This is a genomic window from Nemorincola caseinilytica, assembly GCF_039540515.1.
Lineage (GTDB): Bacteria > Bacteroidota > Bacteroidia > Chitinophagales > Chitinophagaceae > Nemorincola > Nemorincola caseinilytica.
Map to the genome: position 1 here is coordinate 168,053 of NZ_BAABFA010000008.1, position 18,887 is coordinate 186,939.

Sequence of the window (18,887 nt, forward strand, 5' to 3'; positions counted from 1 at the left end):
TCCCGGCCGGTCCGGGACATTCTCTTTTATATGCTGTTGATATGCGGTGATACTATCAGTGCTGGAAAATGAAGATAACGATGGTGAAACCGCCTTCCTTGTTGTAGGTGGCCTCCATGGTAATGTGTGGCGGCAGGTCCTTTATATTGGCGCCTTCCTTGTATTCTTCCACATCTTTCATGAAAACTACCTTTTTCAGGTCGCCCAGGCCGGCCACCACGTTTTCCTGCAGGGTCATTTTATAGCCCAGGGGGGTGAGGCAATCGCTCAGTTTTTTCTTGTATTCCTCGTATACGGGTGGCAGCTTATCCTTATCGGGGGTCTGTATGAGGGCGCCTTCGTAGAAGAGGCCCATGGCCTGCACTATCCTGTAGCCTATGGTGCCGGGTATCTTTATGCTGCTGGCCCACATGCTGGCATTCATGTTCGCCTGCATCTGGCGGCCCATTATGTTCTTAAAGTCGTTGGGGGCGTCCTTCATGATGGCGTTGACGGCCTCGCAGAAAGAGCCGGCCTGTGCATGGGCAGCGCCATATGATGCGGCCGCAAGGGCCATGGTGGTAAGAAAACGTTTCATAAACATGCTGCAATATAAACATATCGGCGTTTTGGATGACGGGGCGAGGGGTGTTTTAACACATTGCAGCGGCGATACCGTATTTTCGCCTTCTGTATGTTCGATGATGAATACTATATGCGGCAGGCCCTGCGCGAGGCACAACTGGCCTTTGAGGCCGATGAGGTGCCCGTGGGCGCGGTAGTGGTGTGGGGCGACAAGATAATAGCCCGTGGTCACAACCAGGTAGAACGCCTGAACGACTGCACCGCCCATGCCGAGATGATAGCCCTGACAGCGGCCTTTAACGGTATAGGCGCCAAGTACCTGCCCGAGGCCACACTGTATGTGACGGTAGAACCCTGCCTGATGTGCAGTGGTGCGCTGTACTGGTCGAAGATAGGGCGGATAGTATATGGGGCATCGGACCCGAAGAACGGCTACAAGAAGACCACGGGAGAGAATTGGCCTTTTCACCCAAAGACACAGCTATCTAACGGGACCATGGCGCAGGAGTGTGCGCAACTGATGAAGGATTTCTTTGCACGCAAAAGGCAATAAATGCTTACTTCCACTTGAGGGTGAGCATCATGTGCTCTATATCCTGCAGCAGGAAGTCGGTGGCAGGGCGCAGCGAATCGGCATTGGGCGATACATCGAAGTAGAGCGCACCGCGTATGAAGTGCTTTACGGAATCGGTAGCGGCGAACTGGTGGCGCGATGCGGCATTACCCCCTATGGTGAATATCATACACTGTACACCATTTTCGTTGGTAGTGGCCTTCTGGTCTATATAGTCGGCCTTTTCGTGGTGAAAGTAGGAAAGCCCCCAGGAGTCGTCCACCAGCTTGTACAGGGGTTGTTCCTTCGTTATTTCTTTGTAAGTGATATTGATGATGCCACCAAGGTCTTTGATGTACATATTTACCCAATATTTATTGAACCCTTCCTTATTGAACACCGTATCGTCCATGATGGTGCTGTTCGCAGGGTATTCGAACGAGTAGGGGAAGCCCGGGCGGTCGAAAAGCAGGTATTCGTGGCGCGTGGGGGTGTCTATCCTGAAATAGCCCGAGGGCTTGGGATAATATACCGGTGGCCGGCATGATGCCACACACAACAGGACCACTAGAACGCCAAGGAGTTTACGCATGGGGCGTAAAGATAGCACTATCGGGGTGAAAGCGGTGATGTTACGAATAGTTGTAGCTGCATATCCGTGAATTTGATCTAATTTCGCGTCTCCAAAACATAAACAATATGACAGACCAGACAGCAGGCGAACAGCAACTGAACATAGAGCTAACAGAAGAAATGGCGGATGGTGAATATGCCAACCTTGCCATCATCACCCATTCTTTCGCAGAGTTCGTGATAGACTTTGTGAACGTAATGCCCAATGTACCAAAAGCAAAAGTGAAATCGCGCATAGTGATGACCCCGCAGCATGCCAAGCGCCTGATGCGCGCCCTGATAGACAATGTGAAGCGTTTCGAAGGCCAGCATGGCGTGATAAAGGACCAGGAGACACCTGCAGTTCCTTTCAACTTCGGCGCACCTCCTGCCCAGGCATAATGCGCTACGGCCTGCAACTGCCACTACAAGGGTAAAAAACTACATATATGAACGATAAGATACTGATACTCGACTTCGGCTCACAGTTCACACAGCTCATAGCCCGCAGGGTGCGTGAGCTGAACGTGTATTGCGAGATACAGCCGTGCACCAAGGCGGTAGTATATGACGATAGCCTGAAGGGCATCATCCTTTCGGGCAGCCCCTTCTCGGTGAACGACCCACAGGCCCCCAACCCCGATATAGCTGCCATGGCCGCACGCCTGCCACTGCTGGCGGTATGTTATGGCGCCCAACTGCTGGCAAAGCAGGCCGGTGGAGAGGTAGGGAAGTCGACCCACAGGGAATACGGCCGCGCCCACCTGCAGGATGTGACCCACGACCCGCTGATGGCCACTATAGCCGAGGGATCGCAGGTATGGATGAGCCATAGCGATACCATAAAGCAACTGCCGGATGACTTTACCGTGATAGCCCGTACCGAGGCCATACCTGTAGCAGCATACAAGGCCAGCGCACGCTATGCGCCAAACCCTGTATATGCCATACAGTTCCACCCCGAGGTGACACACAGTACTGATGGCGGCCAGCTGCTGAAGAATTTTATAGTGGACATATGTGGTGTGCGCCAGGACTGGACACCGGCGGCCTTCATACACGAAACGGTAGAACGCATAAAGCAGGAGGCCGGAGATAAGAAGGTGGTGATGGCGCTGAGCGGTGGTGTGGACTCTACCGTGGCGGCCACCCTCATACACAAGGCCATAGGCGACAGGCTGTACTGCATATTCGTAGACAATGGCCTGCTGCGCAAGAACGAGTTCGAGCAGGTGCTGGAAGGTTACAAACACCTGGGGCTGAACACTAAGGGGGTAGATGCCCGCCAGCGCTTCTACAGCGAGCTGGATGGTGTGACCGACCCCGAGAAGAAACGCAAGATAATAGGCCGCCTGTTCATAGACGTATTTGATGAAGAGGCGAAGAAACTGACCGATGTGAGCTTCCTGGGCCAGGGTACCATATACCCCGATGTGATAGAATCTATGTCGGTGCATGGTCCATCGGCCACCATCAAGTCGCATCACAATGTGGGCGGGTTGCCGGAGACCATGAAGCTGTCGCTGATAGAGCCGCTGCGCATGCTCTTCAAAGACGAGGTGCGCCGTGTGGGCCGCGAGCTGGGTATAGACGATATTTTCATAGGCCGCCACCCGTTCCCCGGCCCCGGCCTGGGCATACGCATACTGGGCGGCGTGACCGAAGAGAAGGTAAAGATGTTGCAGGAGGCCGATGCCATATACATACAGCACCTGCGCGACAGTGGTATGTATAAGGAGGTATGGCAGGCAGGCGCCATATTGCTGCCCGTGCAGAGCGTGGGCGTAATGGGCGACGAGCGTACCTACGAATATACCTGCGCACTGCGTGCGGTGACATCGGTAGATGGTATGACGGCAGATTGGGCACACCTGCCCTACGAGCTGCTGGCGCGTATATCGAACGATATCATAAACCGGGTAAGGGGTATAAACCGCGTGGTGTACGACATAAGCAGCAAACCACCCGCCACCATAGAGTGGGAGTAACGGCTTTACAGTGTAAGCTTTAAATAATTGTAACGGCCTACCGTAAGCTCTGCGGTAGGCCGTTTTTGTTTATTTTGAGGCCGTATACGATAATGGGCTGCTACCATTAACAGAAAATGAGCCTGTGGTGACCAACGTCATTAGCGGGAACAGAACAAATAACTAGCTTTGCGGCATTAATTCATACATCAACAAAAACAGGCGATCATGGGTCCATTTTTTCTGAAAGAGGTAAGCTATACCGATACCCCCGGCTTTGCAGATACATTCAAGGATACACTGAAAAAGTACAAAGTGGTACACCTGAAAGATGTGCCGCAAGGCATAGATCATATGCAGTTCTACTCTGACCTCACAGACAGGCTGGGAGAGATAATGAATGTGGATGAGGACATAAAGACAGGCAATGCCAACAGCGATATGCGCTGGACCGACGTGCGCTACGACAAGGCCAACGATTTCACCTTCCGCCATGCCAATACACGCCAGCCGCTGCATACCGATGCCGCATACATGAACATAGAGCTGGATGTGAACTTTTTCTTCTGTACCGTACAGGCCGAGATAGGTGGCGCTACCACTTTCTTCGACTCTGACGATCTGATGTACATACTGGAGAAGTATGAGCCCGCCCTCTTCGAGCGGCTGAAAACAGTAGATGTGGACTTTGGCAAGGGCGAGGACCAGCGCAAGACCCGCAGGATAATAGATACCGACGACCGCGGCGTGAAACTGAACTGGAACTACTACCGCGTGATGCCCGACAACAAGCCCGAGGTGATAGCTATGTGTGAGGAGTTCCACAAATTTCTGGAGGAGAAGGTAGTGGCCGGCGGCCTGCTGACCCCAGTTTACCTGAAGCCCGGCGATGCCGCATTTTTCCAGGACGACAGGCTGCTGCATGGCCGCAACTCTTTCTACGGCGCGCGCACGCTTATAAAGGGTGGCTTCAACTTCAATTGATGACAAAAGAGACACGCCTCTCGCTGCAAGGCACCATTGCAGGCCGCATAGGTTTTGGCTGCTGGCAACTGGCGGGTGCATATGCATCGGCCAACGGCAGGCCTAATGGCTATGGCGACATAGACGAGGCCGAAGGCATACGCGCCATACACTATGCGCTGGACAATGGTATCAACTTCTTCGACACGGCCATAGGGTATAACGACGGGCACTCGGAAAGGGTGCTGGGCAAGGCATTGGTATCTTATACAGGAAGCGCCGGTGTGCGCCCCGTGATATGTACCAAGTATGAGGGTTGGCCCGGCATGGAAGGGCTGCAGGACTTTGCTGCCGATATGGAGAGGAACGTGGACATGAGCCTGCAAAGGCTGGGTATGAAAAGCCTGGACATGCTGCTGCTGCACAACCCGCCCGATGACCTGGACCTTTCTGCTATGGATCTGGCCCCCTTTGAAAGGATGGTGGCAGCGGGCAAGATAAAGGAATATGGCGTGAGCTGCCGTACTGTGAAGGGTGTGGCCAATGTACTGGAACATGGTTTCGGTAGCGTAGTAGAGGCCGTGTATAATGTGCTGGACAGGCGGTATGAACCCTTTTTTGCGCATGAGGCCTATGCGCGATACACATTCATATGCCGTGTACCATTGGCGTCGGGCTTTGTATCGCCGCGTACGCTGGCCGAGGATAGGGTATTTGCCGGTAACGATATACGCAGCAACTTCAGCAGCGAGCAGGTAGAATGGGTAACGGGGGCGGTGCGCTCGCTGGCCTTCCTGAACGAGCTGGAGGGAGGCATTACCGTAAGTGCCCTGCGGTTCCAGCTTTCCAACCCTTATAGAACGATAGCCATACCGGGTATAAAGAATGTGCGCCAGGCAGCGGATGCTGCGCTGGCCATGCGCCTGGGCCCACTGCCGCAGGATGTGGTGCAGCGCATAGCCGATGCCGTGCCCGAGGTGTTCTATAAATGGCGGTGATCTCCTCTCTACGGAATAGGTTTTGCTATTATGGCTCCTTTTTCGCCGGGGGCCATTCTTTTTGGCATGTAGCAGCTATTAAAAAGTGCTGTCGTATATCATGTATGTTTACTGTGTACGGTATTTTTCTGACATTATGTCGTTATCTTCGGTGTGGATCAGATCTTGATGATACGATACAAAAGCAACCTGATAAATACATACAAAAGCAAGAATAGAATGAACCAGAACGAATTTCGCAAATATGCTATAAAGCATCATGGTATCAGCAGCCTCACGGTGGATAGCTATACCTCTTCGCTGAAAATGCCACAGGCCCTTACGCCATACATCATAGAAGAGCGCCCGATGAACGTAGCCTCTATGGACGTTTTCTCGCGCCTGATGATGGACAGGATCATATTCCTGGGCGAGCCCATAAACGACTATGTGGCCAACATCGTTACCGCGCAGCTGCTGTTCCTGGAGAGCACCGACCGTACACGCGATATACAGATGTACCTGAACAGCCCCGGCGGCAGCGTGTACGCAGGCCTGGGTATATACGATACGATGCAGATCATAAACCCCGACGTATCGACCATATGCACCGGTATAGCGGCCTCTATGGCAGCCGTGCTGATGTGCGCAGGCGCCAAGGGCAAACGCACTGCGCTGAAGCACAGCCGTGTGATGATACACCAGCCACTGGGCGGTGCAGAAGGCCAGGCTAGCGATATAGAGATAACCGCGCGCGAGATAGGCAAGCTGAAAAAAGAACTGTACGAGATAATAGCCACACATTCTGGCCAGAAGATAACCAAGGTAGAGAAGGACAGCGACCGCGACTACTGGATGACCGCACAAGAGGCCAAAGAATACGGCATGGTAGACGAGGTGCTGGAGCGCAATCCCCGCAAGACAGATACGCAGTAAACTGCGCTAGTATATAAGATATGCCGCACCCCGCCGATAGGTGGGGTGCGGTCTTTTAGAGGAGATACTACAGGGGATAAGGCTTTTTGTATCAGGGCATTGGCAGCGAACGATAGGGTATGTATGTGGTGTGTGATGCGACGTTGAATTTTGTCTCTACTTATTCGCCAAATATGATTATTTTTGCAACATATTAACCAATATTCATTTCATGTTCAATCTAGTCTTGTTCGGCCCTCCGGGCAGTGGGAAAGGCACTCAATCGGAAAACATAGTAAAGACCTACCAGTTACAGCATATATCTACCGGCGACCTGCTGCGCGATGAGGTGAGCAGGCAGACCCCCCTGGGCACCGAAGCAAAAAAATACATGGACCAGGGTATGCTGGTGCCGGACGAAGTAGTGATAGGCATGATAAGCGGCAAGATAGACGATGCACCCGATGCGCGTGGTTTTGTTTTTGACGGGTTTCCCCGTACCAGCAACCAGGCCGAAGCGCTGGACAAGCTGCTGGAGTTCAAGAACACGCAGATACACCTGGTATTATCGCTGGAAGTACCCGAGAACGAACTGATAGCCCGCCTGGTGAACAGGGGCATCACATCGGGCCGCAGCGACGACAACGAGGAAGTGATAACCAAGCGTATAAAGGAATACCACGCCAAAACAGAGCCTGTGGCACGCTACTACAGCGAGCAGGGCAAGCTGGAGCGTGTGGCCGGGCATCATCCTATAGATGAGACCTTCAAGACCCTCACAAAGCACATCAATAAGTACCTGTTACCAGTAGCATAGTGGAAAAAGGCAATTTCGTAGACCATATCCGCATATACTGCCGCTCCGGCAAGGGCGGAGCGGGGAGCGTACACTTCGAGCGCAATAAGATGGATGCCAAGGCCGGCCCAGATGGCGGCAATGGCGGCCGTGGCGGCCATATAAAGCTGCGCGGCAATGCCCAGTTATGGACACTGCTGCACATGCGCTATTACAAGAACGTACTGGCACAGGATGGCGTGAATGGCTACAAGAATAACAGCACAGGAAGTGATGGCGATGATATAGTGCTGGAAGTGCCGCTGGGCACCGTGGCCAAGGATATGGAAAGCGGCGAGCAGGAAGTAGAGATACTGGAGGATGGCCAGGAAGTGATATGGATACGCGGCGGCCGCGGCGGCCTGGGCAATGCCAACTTTGCCACGCCTACCAACCAGACACCCGACTACGCACAGCCCGGCGAAATGGGCAGCGAGGGCTGGAAGATACTGGAGCTGAAGATACTGGCCGATGTGGGCCTGGTGGGTTTCCCGAATGCGGGAAAATCGACCCTGCTATCAGTGCTGAGCGCGGCAAAGCCCAAGATAGCCGATTATGCATTTACCACACTTACGCCCCAATTGGGCATAGTTTCTTACCGCGACAATAAGTCGTTCTGCATGGCCGACCTGCCGGGTATAATAGAGGGCGCTGCCGAGGGCAAAGGCCTGGGTCACAGGTTCCTGCGGCATATAGAGCGCAACTCGGTACTGCTGCTGCTGGTACCTGCCGATAGCGACGACCACGAGCGCGAGGTAGAGATACTGATAAACGAGCTGGAGGAGTACAATCCCGAGCTGCTGCAGAAGCGCATGATAATAGCCGTGAGCAAGAGCGAGATGCTGGACGACGAGCTAAAGCAGGAAATAGCAAAGACACTGCCTGCCGATATACCGCATGTTTTCATTTCGGCGGTGGCCAACCAGGGACTGGTGCAACTGAAGGACGAACTGTGGAGGGCCCTTACCGCAAAGGACGATATATGAACCAACTGACACCTGCCGAATTGCAACAGTGGACCCGCGAAGGCCATGACTTTGTATTGGTAGATGTGCGCGAGGGCTGGGAGCGCGAGGTATTCAACATAGGCGGGCTGCACATACCCATGGGCGAGCTGCCCGCCCGCATGAACGAGATACCCACCGGTACCGATGTGGTGGTGTACTGCGCCAAAGGCATACGCAGCGTAATAGCCATACAACGATTGGAGAGTGCCGGCCGCACCCGCCTCTATAACCTGGCGGGTGGCATGTATGCCTGGCAAATGGCGCATACCGTATAGGGTAAATGTAACGGCTACTTGCACCGTATAGCTTAAATTTGTGGGTATATGCGCTACGTTACCCAGGGTCTGCTTATACTTTTATCCCTTATCACAGGTGGGTTGTTCCTTTACTCTGCATGGACCAAGGTGCTGCCCATTCAGCCGTTCGAGTATACTATAGTAGAATACCTGCACCTGCCGTGGCTGCCTGCGGCCATACTGGCGCGCCTGCTCATAGGGCTGGAGGCCACGCTGGGCGGGCTCATAGTGCTGCACCTCTTTGGCGAGGGCAAGCGGGTGCTGAAGGGTGCGGCCGCGCTGCTGGTGGTCTTCAGCGTATACCTGGTGTGGCTGTGGGCCACTGCGGGCGATGATGTGAACTGCGGCTGCTTTGGCGATGATATATTCATGAGCCCGTCGGTATCGCTGGGCAAGAACGCGGTGCTGCTGCTTTTTACACTTCTGCTCATACGCTACCACAAGGGGCTTGCACTGCCCAATGCCAGGGTACGCAATACGGTGAATACATCGCTGTTCTTTGCAGGGCTGGCGCTGCCGTTCATACTTTTTCCTATGGCCATGGGCGAGCCCGACTGGCTGAAAAAGTCGATGTACAAGCTGGAAGTGGCCCCGCTCTACCACCCCATAAAGGATGATACCGCCGCACTGCGTGTGCCATACCCCGATACGCCATCGGTAGACCTGACGCATGGCAGGCATATAGTGGCATTCGTAAGCCCATCGTGCGAGCACTGCCGTATAGCCATGCGCAAGATGAGCCTGATGAAACGCTCGGACCCGTCTATGCCGTTCTTCATGATAATAGGCGGTATAGCCAGCGACCTTACCGACTTCTGGAAATACACCCATGCGCAGAACATACCTTATATGCGCCTGCACCGCGACCCCTTCCTGAACTATACCGGCGGTAGATTTCCCCTGATAATATGGGTGGAAGATGGTATGGTGATAGCGACGGCCACCTACAACACACTGGAACAGCGTGATATAAAAAGGTGGGTAAATGGTAAATTGAAATGAGCAGCAGGCGACCGATACGGCCGGGTGGTGTATTACGCGAAATACTGTAGATTTGTGGGGGTAAATTCTTTCTTTTTATGAAACGTCTGGCACCTGTTGCGTTAATAATGATATCGGCAGTAATGCTGTTCACATCCTGCAAGAGAAAGGAATATACATGCTGGTGCCGCATATCGCAGCCCAGTGGCGCAGTGATAGAAGAAAATTCGCTGGGCCTGTTGGGTATAAACAAGGCAGAGAAAAAGTGCATGGAATACCAAGACAACAAGACCGAGGAGTTCGTAGGCTACCCCAAGCAGATACGTTGCCAGGTAATTACCGATCTGTAATGCTTATTTCATCGGTTCGGCCGCAGCAAGGTTGAACTCCCTTTCCACATTGGTATTCGCGCCGTCTACCTGCTTGCCGTCCTTGTCGGTGAGGCTGAGTGTGAGCTTGCTTTTGCCCATTGGCAGGCCGGTAATGAATTTAGGTTCCCATTTATCGAAGGTATAGGTAACGGCATCGCCTTCCGCAGGGGTAAGGGTGGCCTTTACCTTATAGCCATCGGCAGCAAGTGTACCGTTCCATACATAGAAGTCTAGCAGTACATTGGCCGTATCATTGCCCAGGTAGTCGCCCTTGGGCCGGCTGTAGAACACCATAGGCTCCTTGGGGTCTTCCATCTTTACCAGCTTGCCTTTCTCATCTACCTTGAAATGGTAGACCACCGCAGCGCCCGGCGATTTCACCGACTCGTGGTAGGAGCGCGACAGGAACACCATCAGGTAGTGCTCGGTGCCATTGGCCAGTGTCACCTCGTTCTTGGGCTCGTAGAGGGCTTTGTAGGGCTTATTGTCCAGTATGAAGTGTATGTGCTGGCCCTGTGCAGAATTGTTGCAGAGCTTATTGGCATTATCGGCGGTCTGTGCCTTCAGTTCGTAGTTCTTCACATCGAATGCGAAGCTTACCTTGGCAGAATCTTTGCCAACGGCTTCGGCCTTTACAGCGCTTATCTTCAGCGTAGCGCCTGCATACTCGGGCGATGCGCTCACGGCTGCCAGCTCGGGAGCCTTGCGTGGGGCTGGCGCAGCCTGTGCGGCAGTAGTGTCGGTATTGGTGGTCTCTCCTGTACCATTGCCACAAGATGCAAGCATGGCCACCATAGCGGCCGCAGAAAGATATGATGTAGTGCGTGTCATTGCGATGCGTTTTGTGCAAAATTAGATAAACCACCGCTAATACCGCCGGAAGAAAGGCCGTAAATGGATATTTCCTACATTCGCCGGTACAACTACCCATTACTTATGCCACATAAGCTGCTGGCTATCTTACTATTGCTGGTGCTGGCATCGTGCCACAATAAGCTGCACAAGCGGCATGTGCGCACATCGCATAAGTTCACTACTGAGGAGTATGTGGCCACCTACAAGCGTATAGCCCGCAAGGAGATGAAGAAACATGGTATACCGGCCAGCATTACGCTGGCGCAAGGTATACTGGAATCATCGAACGGGAATAGCGAGCTGGCGCGCAGGGCCAATAACCACTTTGGCATAAAATGTACCAATGGCTGGAGCGGCCGGACCTACCATGTGGATGATGATAAGCCCAATGAGTGCTTTCGCAGGTACAAACATGCGGCGGCATCGTTCGAGGACCATTCGCGCTTCCTGGCGGATCATAAACGATACGCGAAGCTCTTTGAGCTGGATAGTGATGACTATAAGGGATGGGCCAAGGGGCTGAAAAAGGCAGGCTATGCCACTAACCCCAAATATCCGCAGCTACTGATGAACCTGATAGAGAAGTACGAGCTGTACAAGTATGACTGAAGCCCCTAGAACGTGCGGCCTTCTATGCGCTCTACCGCGCTCCTGAATTCGGGTTGGAATGTTGTTTTCTCCATTTTATTGAAGTCGTAGGTCACTATCACATCGTGGGCCTCGGCGGCTACCTCGCCGGCCTCGCTGAGCACCCTGTGGTGCAGGCCGAAGCTGGTGGTCTTCATGAATTCCATACGCACCTCTACCACTATATTGCCGGGATAGTGCAGTGGCTTTATGAACTGGCACCCTGTAGAAAGCAGTATAGGCCCTATGCGGGTAGTGGCAAACGAGGCTGCTACGCCTGTGAGCTCCCAATAGTTGACCCGGGATGCCTGTATGTATTTGAAATAGGCCACATTGTTCACATGGCCGAAGAGGTCCATTTCGCTCCAGTCTATGCGCAGGGGCAGCTTTACGGGAAAGTGATGCATGGTGTGGTGGTGAATGGGAATGCCATATCAAATGTAAAAATACTTGCCAGTCACTACAACGATCTCATTTACTTTTATAGCTTTGGATAAAAATAATGCTGTTTATGAAAAAGGTGTTCCTATTCCTGGCGCTCATATCAGTGTGCAATGTGGCATCCGCACAGCAGGAGGTGTTCATGCAAGTGCTGGAGAACAAGAAAGTGTGTAACAACGAGGACGAGCTTACCTATTTCCTGCAGACGAGGTCTTTCGAGCGGAAGAACGAGAACCATTACTACCACAGCTATGCCGTGGGAAAGGAGTTCTATACCACCTGCATCATAAATACGAACACCTGCTACATTACCTACCAGACCAATAACGCAAAGGACTACAACAGCATAAAGAAGGCCATAGAAGGTATGTGTACCAAAGAGCTGGCCGCTGACAAGACGCCCTGCTATATATGCGACCAGAAGCGCATGCACGATGTGCAGGTGATATTCTCGGGCTACTCACAGGAGAGCAGGAACTACGAGATACTGGTATACCAGAACCCCGAGACCCACGAGCCCCCTTACAACCAGACGGACAGGGTAAGGCCTGCAAGAAAGTAGTGATCGTACCTATGAACGGGTATCCAGATCTTTCCGCTCTTTCAGAGTTTGAAGATGCTCTTTAGGGTCGAAGTGTTGGGCAACACCGCTGATCTGTCCTTCATTAATAGCGGTTTTTAAAGCCATGACCTGTTCGTTCTCAGATAGATGTTCGTTCGGATCGTCGATAGCTGAAATGTCATTGTTCATAACAATAGGCTTTTATTATTTCAAAACATCAGAACTGGAACTGCACACTGCCGAATATGCCGAAGTAGCGCCACTTGGCCTCGCTGGCAAGCGGCTTGGGCGTGACACGCCACACGAAGTCGAGCCGGCCCACCTGTAAGATGTTGGACACGCCTGTGCCCAGCTCCAGGTAGGGCGAGCCTTTCAGCGTTCGGAATGCATAACCCTTCTCCAGGTTCAGCAGCTGGTTCTCCTTGCTCAGGTTGCCTACCACACCCTTCGCCGTCCAGAACTGGCGGAACTTGGCCTTCTTCAGCAGTGGTATGCGGTTGAAGACACCACCACCCAGGTCGTGCTCTACGTTGAAGCCCGCATACTCATCGCTGAGGAACTCGTAGTTGTTCATCATCTGGAAGGCGTACTTGTTGTAATAGTAGTACTCATTGCCGGGATGTATCTCCAGCAGCGGGTATGGCAGCGTACCGAAGTATTTGCCTGCAAAGGCATTGTAATACAGCATACCGAACGGTGGTATGTAGTTGTTGCCGGTGAGCGCCAGGCGGGCTTTCTGATAGTTGTATGCACTATTGAGCACTCCCTTTATACCACTGGTAACGGTAAGGTTGATGACGGGATATTTACTCCTTACCACCACGCGTGTGAACTGCCCCTCTACATACTTCTCCTTCCAGGCAAAGCGGAGGTCGAGGCCTACCTCGCTGCTGATGACGCTTTTGGCGGTATTGCCCGATATGTCGCGGAATATATCGGCAGTGGGCAGTGGGGCATAGGGTGTGAACTCCCTTTGCTCCAGTATGAGCTTGTGACTGAGGCCGCTGAAGTATTGTTTGTAGAACTCTACACGGGTATCGTTGGTGAAGGCCAGCTTCCAGGGCACGCCATGCTTGCGGAAGAAGGTGCTGAATATATTATCGGCGCCGAGCTGGTCGTAGTAGTTGGTGGTCTGGCTCACATCGTTCACATGCATGGCGTAGATGTAGGTCCAGGGTGTGCGGTCTATCATCCATTTGCCGGTGACCCCGTATTTGAAACGCTCATCGCGCAGGCCATATGCCACATAGGCATTGAACTGGAAATTCTTCAGCTTGCGCGGTGTACCTATGGAGAAACGGAAACGGCTGCCCTCTACGGTATTGCGGCTATATATATTGTAGTATGGCCCTAGCTGTATAGGTCCCACATCTATAACGCCAGTGGCCAGGAAGGTGACCAGGTTCTTGTAAACGGTAGTGATGGGCATCTGGTTGATGGTGTCTACCATTTTGTAGATGGCGGCCTCGTTCTTTGTGAGTGTATCGGGGCGGTTGTTGTTCCACCATTCATCGCTCATGTGTTTGGCGCTGTCCAGCCGCACCACATCCTGTTTTACCTTGGGGTCGTCCAGCACCTTGTCCACCGTGTCGCTGTTGATCTTTATGTGGTGGTAGGTGGTGGTCTTCCTGCCTATCATGCCGGGCAGCTTCTTCGACTGGTAGGCCGAGAAGCCCGCTATGAACTTGTCCTTTATGCAGAACCATGTACTGTCTATAGGGGCGAACTCCTGGTAGAGCGCCACATTCTCCAGCCAGTTCACATTCACTTCCTTGCCCACTTCCATGCTCATGCGCTGTATGGCATATACGGAATCGACCACCCAGAAGTCGCCGGTAAAGCAGTTCTCCAGCGGGCGCTTGGGGGTGTACTGCACCAGTATTATATTGTGCCCATATGCCACCTGTGTGTCTATTATCCTGAACTTGTAGAACAGCAGGGCCTCATCGCTGATGGGGCTCACGAATTTTTTGTCGAAGACAGGCACATAGCTTTTGTATATGTTCAGGTTCTGGTGAAAGGTACCCAGAAACTTCACTACGTTCTCGTTGTTCACACCCTTTACCATGCTGGCCTTTATCACTTCGCGTGTCTTTTTGGGCTTGCGCCTGAAGTAGTAGTCGGACAGGGTCTCGGTGAGGTATAGCGGCAGGTAGGGCTTGCTTTCCGATACAGTGTCGAGGTTGTTGTAGATAAAGGAGTAGCTTTTCAGCAGCGGTATCTTCTCGAACTGGTCCTTGGTGAGGCGCTGCAGGTCGGCCTCCAGGCGGTTGTAGGCTTCGTAGGCATAATTGTCGGCCCGGTCGGGGTCGTTGTAGGGTTTGCGCTCTATGACCTTGCGCATCAGCAGTATGGCGGGATCCTCTCCTGCATGTACGGTCACCTCGCCCAGCGCCATCACGGCACGCTCCATCTCTATGATGAAGTTGTATTCCTTCTTTTCCCTGTTCAGCAGTTTCCTTACCCCCTTATAGCCTATGGCCTCGGCACGCATGGTATCGGAGGGTAGTTTGTCGTACTTCAGTATGAAGTTGCCATCGAGGTCGGCGGCGGCGCCCTTGCCTGTGCCAAAGAAGAACACCGTGGCAAAGGGTATACCCTCGCCGGTGGCAGCATCTACCACCTTGCCGTGTATGATGTAGCCGCTCTGCGGGCGGCGGGTGGTCTCGGTCTGGGGCTTGGGTGTTTCCGGCAGTACGAAGTCGAGCGTGTCTATGACGGTAGTATCGGGCTGTATGCGCGGGCGGGCAGTAAGGGTATCCCTGTGGCCTGCCGTGTCGGTGGTCTGCGCCCATGCCGACATATAAAGAAGCAATAAGAGAACCGTACCAGCGAAGTGCCTAAGCCCCATGTTTATAGCAAGCGAATACCAAGCAATGTAGTGAAATTAGGGAAGAACTTCGTTACAACAGTATGGCAGATAGTTATATTATGGTACAGTAAGGCATGGCGAACACCCTTGCCGGTGGTATGGATGCACGGCTTGCACGGCAGGGCCGTATTTGGCTTTTGGCCCAAAACCTGTTACTTTCGGGGTCAAAATCAGTTCGCTGATGCATATAGCACAACAATTACTATTCATCATTTGCGCGGCAGCGGCCATATATCTTTTTTCGAAGAAGGTAAAAGAACTGCGCCGCAATATACTGCTGGGAAGGGACGAGGACATAAGCGACAATAAGGACAAGCGCTGGAAGAACATGATACTGCTGGCCCTGGGACAGAAAAAGATGTTCAAAAGGCCGGTGCCCGCCCTGCTGCACCTGGCCGTATATGCGGGTTTCATCATCATCAATATAGAGATACTGGAGATATTCATAGACGGTATCAGCGGGCAGCACCGCATCTTCGCGCCGCTGCTGGGTGGGTTCTATTCGTTCGTCATAGGGTTCTTCGAGGTGCTGGGCGCGCTGGTGCTTGTGGGTTGTGTCATATTCCTTATTCGCCGCAACTGGCTGAAGCTGCGCCGCCTGAACATGGCCGAGCTGGATGGCTGGCCGAAGAACGATGCCAACCTGATACTCATTACCGAAGTGGTGCTGATGTCGCTGTTCCTGATAATGAACACCGCCGACCTGAGGCTGCAGCAACTGGGGGTGGAACATTATACGCGTACAGAGCCTTTCCTCATCACGCAGCACCTTACAGGCATGTTCGACGGAGTGCATGTGGCGGCTATAGAGGCCATAGAGCGTATATGCTGGTGGGCGCATATAATAGGTGTGTTCGCATTCCTCAATTACCTGCCTTACTCCAAGCACCTGCACATAGTGCTGGCCTTCCCCAATGCCTACTACTCTAAACTGGTGCCCCAGGGCGAGGTAAGGAACATGAAGGAGATACAGAACGAGGTACTGTATATGATGGAACCCGATAAGGCCCCTACCGATGCCGTAGCCCCTACCAGTTTTGGGGCCAAAGACGTGACCGACCTGAGCTGGAAGAACCTGATGGATGCCTACTCTTGCACAGAGTGTGGCCGCTGCACGGCGGTATGCCCTGCCAACCTTACAGGTAAGAAGCTATCGCCACGAAAGATAATGATGGATACGCGCGACAGGCTGGAAGAAGTGGGCGAGAACATAAACGTGAACGGGGAGTGGAAAGATGATGGGAAGTCGCTGCTACACAACTACATAACAGTAGAAGAGCTGCGTGCCTGCACCACCTGCCAGGCATGCGTAGAGGCCTGCCCGGTGACGATAGACCCGCTGGATATAATAATGCAGCTACGCCGCAACCTGATAATGGAGGAGAGCAATGCGCCGGGCGAATGGAACCTGATGTCGAGCAACATAGAGAACAACATGGCCCCTTGGAAGTTCAGCCCCGATGACAGGGATGCATGGGTGGCCGATGTGAACTAGTGCCGCAGAGAACCGGAGAGAAATAATAAAACTTACATTAGAAGCAGCAAAGATGACAGTAAAAAGCATGGCAGAATATGCCGCGAACGGCGAAACGCCTGAAGTATTGTTCTGGGTAGGGTGTGCAGGGTCTTTCGACCAGCGTGCACAGCGCATCACCAAGGCTTTCGTGCAGATACTGGATAAGGTAGGCGTGAAGTTCGCTATACTGGGTAAGGAAGAGATGTGTACCGGCGACCCTGCACGCCGTGCGGGCAACGAGTTCCTCTTCCAGATGATGGCATACAACAACATCAATACCATGAACGCCTATGGTATAAAGAAGGTGGTGACCATATGCCCCCACTGCTTCAACATCTTTAAGAACGAATACCCCAGGCTGGGCGGCAACTACGAGGTGATGCACCATACCACCTTCCTGCAGCAACTGATAAACGATGGCAAGGTAGTACTGAAGGATGGCGGCGCCTTCAAAGGCAAACGCATAACCTACCACGATAGCTGCTACCTGGGCCGGGGCAATGGCATATATGAGGCCCCGCGCGAGGTGCTGCAGGCCTTTGATACCGAGCTGGTAGAGATGAAACGCTGCCGCAGCAATGGTATGTGCTGTGGCGCAGGCGGCGCGCAGATGTTCAAAGAAGAAGAACCCGGCACCACACGCGTGAACTTTGACCGGGCCGAGCAGGCGCTGGAGACCGGCGCTACCATCATAGCTGCCAACTGCCCTTTCTGTACCACTATGCTCACCGATGGCATAAAGAACAAGGAGCAGGAGGACAACGTAAAAGTGCTGGATATAGCCGAAATGGTGGCCATGTCGCTCTGATATCACCCGCACTCATAAGCATATCATAATTCTTGCACCGAATGGCTGCGGGGCTGTGCCATGTATGTAACTTTGTATATAGCTAAAGCAGGCGAATATGAAGAACAAAACACTGGTATTGGGCGCATCGGACAACCCCGGCAGGTATAGCAATATGGCCATGCTGCAACTGCAGCGCAAAGGGCACGATGTAGTGCCCGTGGGCAAGAAGGCCGGTACCGTGAACGGTATGGACATACAGACCACTATGCCGCAGACAGAGGACATAGACACAGTGACCCTCTACCTGAACCCCGACCACCAGAAGGCCTATTATGACCAGATACTTATGCTAAGGCCAAGGCGCATCATCTTCAACCCGGGAACGGAGAACGAAGAGCTAGAGGAAATGGCCGCACAGAATGGCATAAAAGTGATGGAGGCATGTACGCTGGTGATGCTGAATACGGGGCAATACTGATGCCTACCAGAAATTTTTTGCCGTCATATCCCAACAATAGCTAAGTACGTTGTTGGGATGTTATTAACGAAGACGCCCTTATCGGACCTGTGAGTGTTTTAGAATTTTTTTTTAATTTTAGTGAATGGTACTTGTATTGAAAAGGGGCGCTACTGAGAAAGAGATACTTTCTATCAGGAAAAAGCTACAGAAGAAGAAAGGCCAAAAAGGAGGAGTTGATCTAAGCAGGCATTTCGGTACGATAAAGCTGAAAGTAGATCCTATGGATATTCAACGTAAGTTGCGCGATGAATGGGAATAACTATTTGCTGGACACAAATATCGTTTTGTATATCGCCAATGGTAATGAAGATCTGAGGACATTCCTTGATCGCCAGAGGCTTAGTATTTCAGTGATCACTGAAATGGAACTATTAAGTTTCCCCACAATTACCAGGAAAGAGATCGCAGTGCTATCGAATTTCATTGCAGAGATGGAGGTGGTACCCATAGGCAGCAATGTCAAAAAAACAGCCATTCTTATTCGCAGAAAGTATAAACTCAAATTGCCTGATAGCATAATAGCGGCTACGGCCATAGTTTATGATATACCGCTCATAACGGCTGATAAGCAATTCAGGAATATAGAAGAGCTCCAGATGCTTCTCTACGATACTGATCAGAAAAGACCGTAATAACATTTGGAGGCAACACAATTCACTGGTC

At 52.4% G+C, this 18,887-nt stretch carries 24 protein-coding genes; 18 read left to right on the forward strand and 6 right to left on the reverse strand.

All coding sequences use genetic code 11. The features are described 5' to 3' along the window. Positions 1–55: 55 nt before the first annotated feature. The gene (locus ABD843_RS05725; protein ID WP_345079853.1) at positions 56–577 is read right to left on the reverse strand and encodes a hypothetical protein; all 522 of its coding nucleotides are present in this window, start codon (positions 575–577) and stop codon (positions 56–58) included. A gap of 96 nt (positions 578–673) precedes the next feature. Between ABD843_RS05725 and ABD843_RS05730 the strand changes: the two genes are divergently transcribed. Further along, entirely contained in the window at positions 674–1,117 is a 444-nt protein-coding gene (locus ABD843_RS05730; RefSeq protein ID WP_345079855.1) for a nucleoside deaminase, read from the forward strand. Between the two features lie 4 nt (positions 1,118–1,121). Here ABD843_RS05730 and gldD read toward each other — a convergent pair whose 3' ends face one another. Then, complete coding sequence (gene gldD / locus ABD843_RS05735) at positions 1,122–1,709, reverse strand: gliding motility lipoprotein GldD (RefSeq protein ID WP_345079858.1); 588 nt, start codon at positions 1,707–1,709, stop codon at positions 1,122–1,124. A gap of 107 nt (positions 1,710–1,816) precedes the next feature. Between gldD and ABD843_RS05740 the strand changes: the two genes are divergently transcribed. The 10 genes from ABD843_RS05740 to ABD843_RS05785 all read left to right on the forward strand — a co-directional run bounded on the left by ABD843_RS05740 (position 1,817) and on the right by ABD843_RS05785 (position 10,020). Next, positions 1,817–2,131, forward strand: a complete 315-nt coding sequence (locus ABD843_RS05740) for a DUF3467 domain-containing protein (protein ID WP_345079861.1) — start codon at positions 1,817–1,819, stop codon at positions 2,129–2,131. A gap of 47 nt (positions 2,132–2,178) precedes the next feature. Further along, positions 2,179–3,717 carry a glutamine-hydrolyzing GMP synthase gene (gene guaA, locus ABD843_RS05745; RefSeq protein ID WP_345079864.1) on the forward strand — a complete coding sequence of 513 codons (1,539 nt, stop codon included), beginning with the start codon at positions 2,179–2,181 and terminating at the stop codon, positions 3,715–3,717. 207 nt (positions 3,718–3,924) lie between these two features. Next, entirely contained in the window at positions 3,925–4,680 is a 756-nt protein-coding gene (locus ABD843_RS05750; RefSeq protein WP_345079867.1) for a TauD/TfdA family dioxygenase, read from the forward strand. Further along, positions 4,680–5,657, forward strand: a complete 978-nt coding sequence (locus ABD843_RS05755; protein ID WP_345079870.1) for an aldo/keto reductase — start codon at positions 4,680–4,682, stop codon at positions 5,655–5,657. The genes ABD843_RS05750 and ABD843_RS05755 overlap by 1 nt, the downstream gene beginning before the upstream one ends. Before the next feature lie 219 nt (positions 5,658–5,876). Then, entirely contained in the window at positions 5,877–6,572 is a 696-nt protein-coding gene (gene clpP / locus ABD843_RS05760; protein WP_345079873.1) for an ATP-dependent Clp endopeptidase proteolytic subunit ClpP, read from the forward strand. Between the two features lie 211 nt (positions 6,573–6,783). Further along, positions 6,784–7,368, forward strand: a complete 585-nt coding sequence (locus ABD843_RS05765) for an adenylate kinase (RefSeq protein ID WP_345079876.1) — start codon at positions 6,784–6,786, stop codon at positions 7,366–7,368. Further along, positions 7,368–8,372, forward strand: coding sequence for a GTPase ObgE (obgE, locus tag ABD843_RS05770; RefSeq protein WP_345079879.1), 1,005 nt, complete (start codon positions 7,368–7,370; stop codon positions 8,370–8,372). Before ABD843_RS05765 ends, obgE begins: the two co-directional genes overlap by 1 nt. Then, positions 8,369–8,668, forward strand: coding sequence for a rhodanese-like domain-containing protein (locus ABD843_RS05775; protein WP_345079882.1), 300 nt, complete (start codon positions 8,369–8,371; stop codon positions 8,666–8,668). The genes obgE and ABD843_RS05775 overlap by 4 nt, the downstream gene beginning before the upstream one ends. Positions 8,669–8,716: 48 nt before the next feature. Continuing rightward, positions 8,717–9,691 carry a MauE/DoxX family redox-associated membrane protein gene (locus ABD843_RS05780; protein ID WP_345079885.1) on the forward strand — a complete coding sequence of 325 codons (975 nt, stop codon included), beginning with the start codon at positions 8,717–8,719 and terminating at the stop codon, positions 9,689–9,691. A gap of 77 nt (positions 9,692–9,768) precedes the next feature. Continuing rightward, entirely contained in the window at positions 9,769–10,020 is a 252-nt protein-coding gene (locus ABD843_RS05785) for a hypothetical protein (protein WP_345079888.1), read from the forward strand. A 3-nt stretch (positions 10,021–10,023) separates the two neighbouring features. Here the strand turns inward: ABD843_RS05785 and ABD843_RS05790 are convergent, their stop codons facing one another. Continuing rightward, a complete protein-coding gene (locus ABD843_RS05790) occupies positions 10,024–10,872 on the reverse strand; it encodes a hypothetical protein (RefSeq protein ID WP_345079891.1) in 849 nt (282 codons plus the stop codon). A gap of 105 nt (positions 10,873–10,977) precedes the next feature. On the opposite strand from ABD843_RS05790, the gene ABD843_RS05795 reads away from it, so the two are divergent. Beyond that, positions 10,978–11,505, forward strand: a complete 528-nt coding sequence (locus ABD843_RS05795; RefSeq protein ID WP_345079894.1) for a glycoside hydrolase family 73 protein — start codon at positions 10,978–10,980, stop codon at positions 11,503–11,505. A gap of 5 nt (positions 11,506–11,510) precedes the next feature. Here the strand turns inward: ABD843_RS05795 and ABD843_RS05800 are convergent, their stop codons facing one another. Further along, on the reverse strand, positions 11,511–11,930 hold the full coding sequence (locus tag ABD843_RS05800; RefSeq protein WP_345079897.1) for an acyl-CoA thioesterase: 420 nt from the start codon (positions 11,928–11,930) through the stop codon (positions 11,511–11,513). 104 nt (positions 11,931–12,034) lie between these two features. Here ABD843_RS05800 and ABD843_RS05805 point away from each other — a divergent pair, with 104 nt between their 5' ends. Continuing rightward, positions 12,035–12,526, forward strand: a complete 492-nt coding sequence (locus ABD843_RS05805) for a hypothetical protein (RefSeq protein ID WP_345079900.1) — start codon at positions 12,035–12,037, stop codon at positions 12,524–12,526. Positions 12,527–12,535: 9 nt separating this feature from the next. Here the strand turns inward: ABD843_RS05805 and ABD843_RS05810 are convergent, their stop codons facing one another. Both ABD843_RS05810 and ABD843_RS05815 read right to left on the reverse strand, forming a co-directional pair. Beyond that, positions 12,536–12,715: a hypothetical protein gene (locus ABD843_RS05810; protein WP_345079902.1), complete on the reverse strand. Its 180-nt coding sequence runs from the start codon at positions 12,713–12,715 to the stop codon at positions 12,536–12,538. A gap of 28 nt (positions 12,716–12,743) precedes the next feature. Continuing rightward, a complete protein-coding gene (locus ABD843_RS05815; RefSeq protein WP_345079905.1) occupies positions 12,744–15,329 on the reverse strand; it encodes a DUF5686 and carboxypeptidase-like regulatory domain-containing protein in 2,586 nt (861 codons plus the stop codon). A 250-nt stretch (positions 15,330–15,579) separates the two neighbouring features. Between ABD843_RS05815 and ABD843_RS05820 the strand changes: the two genes are divergently transcribed. From ABD843_RS05820 to ABD843_RS05840, 5 genes are all read left to right on the forward strand, one after another. After that, positions 15,580–16,893, forward strand: coding sequence for a 4Fe-4S dicluster domain-containing protein (locus ABD843_RS05820; protein ID WP_345079908.1), 1,314 nt, complete (start codon positions 15,580–15,582; stop codon positions 16,891–16,893). Between the two features lie 52 nt (positions 16,894–16,945). Continuing rightward, on the forward strand, positions 16,946–17,722 hold the full coding sequence (locus ABD843_RS05825) for a (Fe-S)-binding protein (protein WP_345079911.1): 777 nt from the start codon (positions 16,946–16,948) through the stop codon (positions 17,720–17,722). A 97-nt stretch (positions 17,723–17,819) separates the two neighbouring features. Next, on the forward strand, positions 17,820–18,182 hold the full coding sequence (locus ABD843_RS05830) for a CoA-binding protein (protein WP_345079914.1): 363 nt from the start codon (positions 17,820–17,822) through the stop codon (positions 18,180–18,182). A gap of 124 nt (positions 18,183–18,306) precedes the next feature. Further along, on the forward strand, positions 18,307–18,483 hold the full coding sequence (locus ABD843_RS05835) for a hypothetical protein (RefSeq protein ID WP_345079917.1): 177 nt from the start codon (positions 18,307–18,309) through the stop codon (positions 18,481–18,483). After that, a complete protein-coding gene (locus ABD843_RS05840) occupies positions 18,470–18,856 on the forward strand; it encodes a type II toxin-antitoxin system VapC family toxin (protein WP_345079920.1) in 387 nt (128 codons plus the stop codon). Before ABD843_RS05835 ends, ABD843_RS05840 begins: the two co-directional genes overlap by 14 nt. Positions 18,857–18,887: the final 31 nt, after the last annotated feature.

Bases quoted from the DNA above. Each gene is read 5' to 3' on its own strand.
- ABD843_RS05780 (WP_345079885.1), top strand. From the start codon at position 8,717: ATGCGCTACGTTACCCAGGGTCTGCTTATACTTTTATCCCTTATCACA.
- ABD843_RS05805 (WP_345079900.1), top strand. From the start codon at position 12,035: ATGAAAAAGGTGTTCCTATTCCTGGCGCTCATATCAGTGTGCAATGTG.
- ABD843_RS05750 (WP_345079867.1), top strand. From the start codon at position 3,925: ATGGGTCCATTTTTTCTGAAAGAGGTAAGCTATACCGATACCCCCGGC.
- ABD843_RS05835 (WP_345079917.1), top strand. From the start codon at position 18,307: ATGGTACTTGTATTGAAAAGGGGCGCTACTGAGAAAGAGATACTTTCT.
- clpP (WP_345079873.1), top strand. From the start codon at position 5,877: ATGAACCAGAACGAATTTCGCAAATATGCTATAAAGCATCATGGTATC.
- ABD843_RS05795 (WP_345079894.1), top strand. From the start codon at position 10,978: ATGCCACATAAGCTGCTGGCTATCTTACTATTGCTGGTGCTGGCATCG.
- ABD843_RS05830 (WP_345079914.1), top strand. From the start codon at position 17,820: ATGAAGAACAAAACACTGGTATTGGGCGCATCGGACAACCCCGGCAGG.
- ABD843_RS05785 (WP_345079888.1), top strand. From the start codon at position 9,769: ATGAAACGTCTGGCACCTGTTGCGTTAATAATGATATCGGCAGTAATG.
- guaA (WP_345079864.1), top strand. From the start codon at position 2,179: ATGAACGATAAGATACTGATACTCGACTTCGGCTCACAGTTCACACAG.
- ABD843_RS05775 (WP_345079882.1), top strand. From the start codon at position 8,369: ATGAACCAACTGACACCTGCCGAATTGCAACAGTGGACCCGCGAAGGC.
- gldD (WP_345079858.1), bottom strand. From the start codon at position 1,709: ATGCGTAAACTCCTTGGCGTTCTAGTGGTCCTGTTGTGTGTGGCATCA.
- ABD843_RS05825 (WP_345079911.1), top strand. From the start codon at position 16,946: ATGACAGTAAAAAGCATGGCAGAATATGCCGCGAACGGCGAAACGCCT.
- ABD843_RS05755 (WP_345079870.1), top strand. From the start codon at position 4,680: ATGACAAAAGAGACACGCCTCTCGCTGCAAGGCACCATTGCAGGCCGC.
- ABD843_RS05740 (WP_345079861.1), top strand. From the start codon at position 1,817: ATGACAGACCAGACAGCAGGCGAACAGCAACTGAACATAGAGCTAACA.
- ABD843_RS05840 (WP_345079920.1), top strand. From the start codon at position 18,470: ATGAATGGGAATAACTATTTGCTGGACACAAATATCGTTTTGTATATC.
- ABD843_RS05810 (WP_345079902.1), bottom strand. From the start codon at position 12,715: ATGAACAATGACATTTCAGCTATCGACGATCCGAACGAACATCTATCT.
- ABD843_RS05725 (WP_345079853.1), bottom strand. From the start codon at position 577: ATGAAACGTTTTCTTACCACCATGGCCCTTGCGGCCGCATCATATGGC.
- ABD843_RS05820 (WP_345079908.1), top strand. From the start codon at position 15,580: ATGCATATAGCACAACAATTACTATTCATCATTTGCGCGGCAGCGGCC.
- ABD843_RS05815 (WP_345079905.1), bottom strand. From the start codon at position 15,329: ATGTCGGCATGGGCGCAGACCACCGACACGGCAGGCCACAGGGATACC.
- ABD843_RS05730 (WP_345079855.1), top strand. From the start codon at position 674: ATGTTCGATGATGAATACTATATGCGGCAGGCCCTGCGCGAGGCACAA.
- ABD843_RS05800 (WP_345079897.1), bottom strand. From the start codon at position 11,930: ATGCATCACTTTCCCGTAAAGCTGCCCCTGCGCATAGACTGGAGCGAA.
- ABD843_RS05790 (WP_345079891.1), bottom strand. From the start codon at position 10,872: ATGACACGCACTACATCATATCTTTCTGCGGCCGCTATGGTGGCCATG.
- ABD843_RS05765 (WP_345079876.1), top strand. From the start codon at position 6,784: ATGTTCAATCTAGTCTTGTTCGGCCCTCCGGGCAGTGGGAAAGGCACT.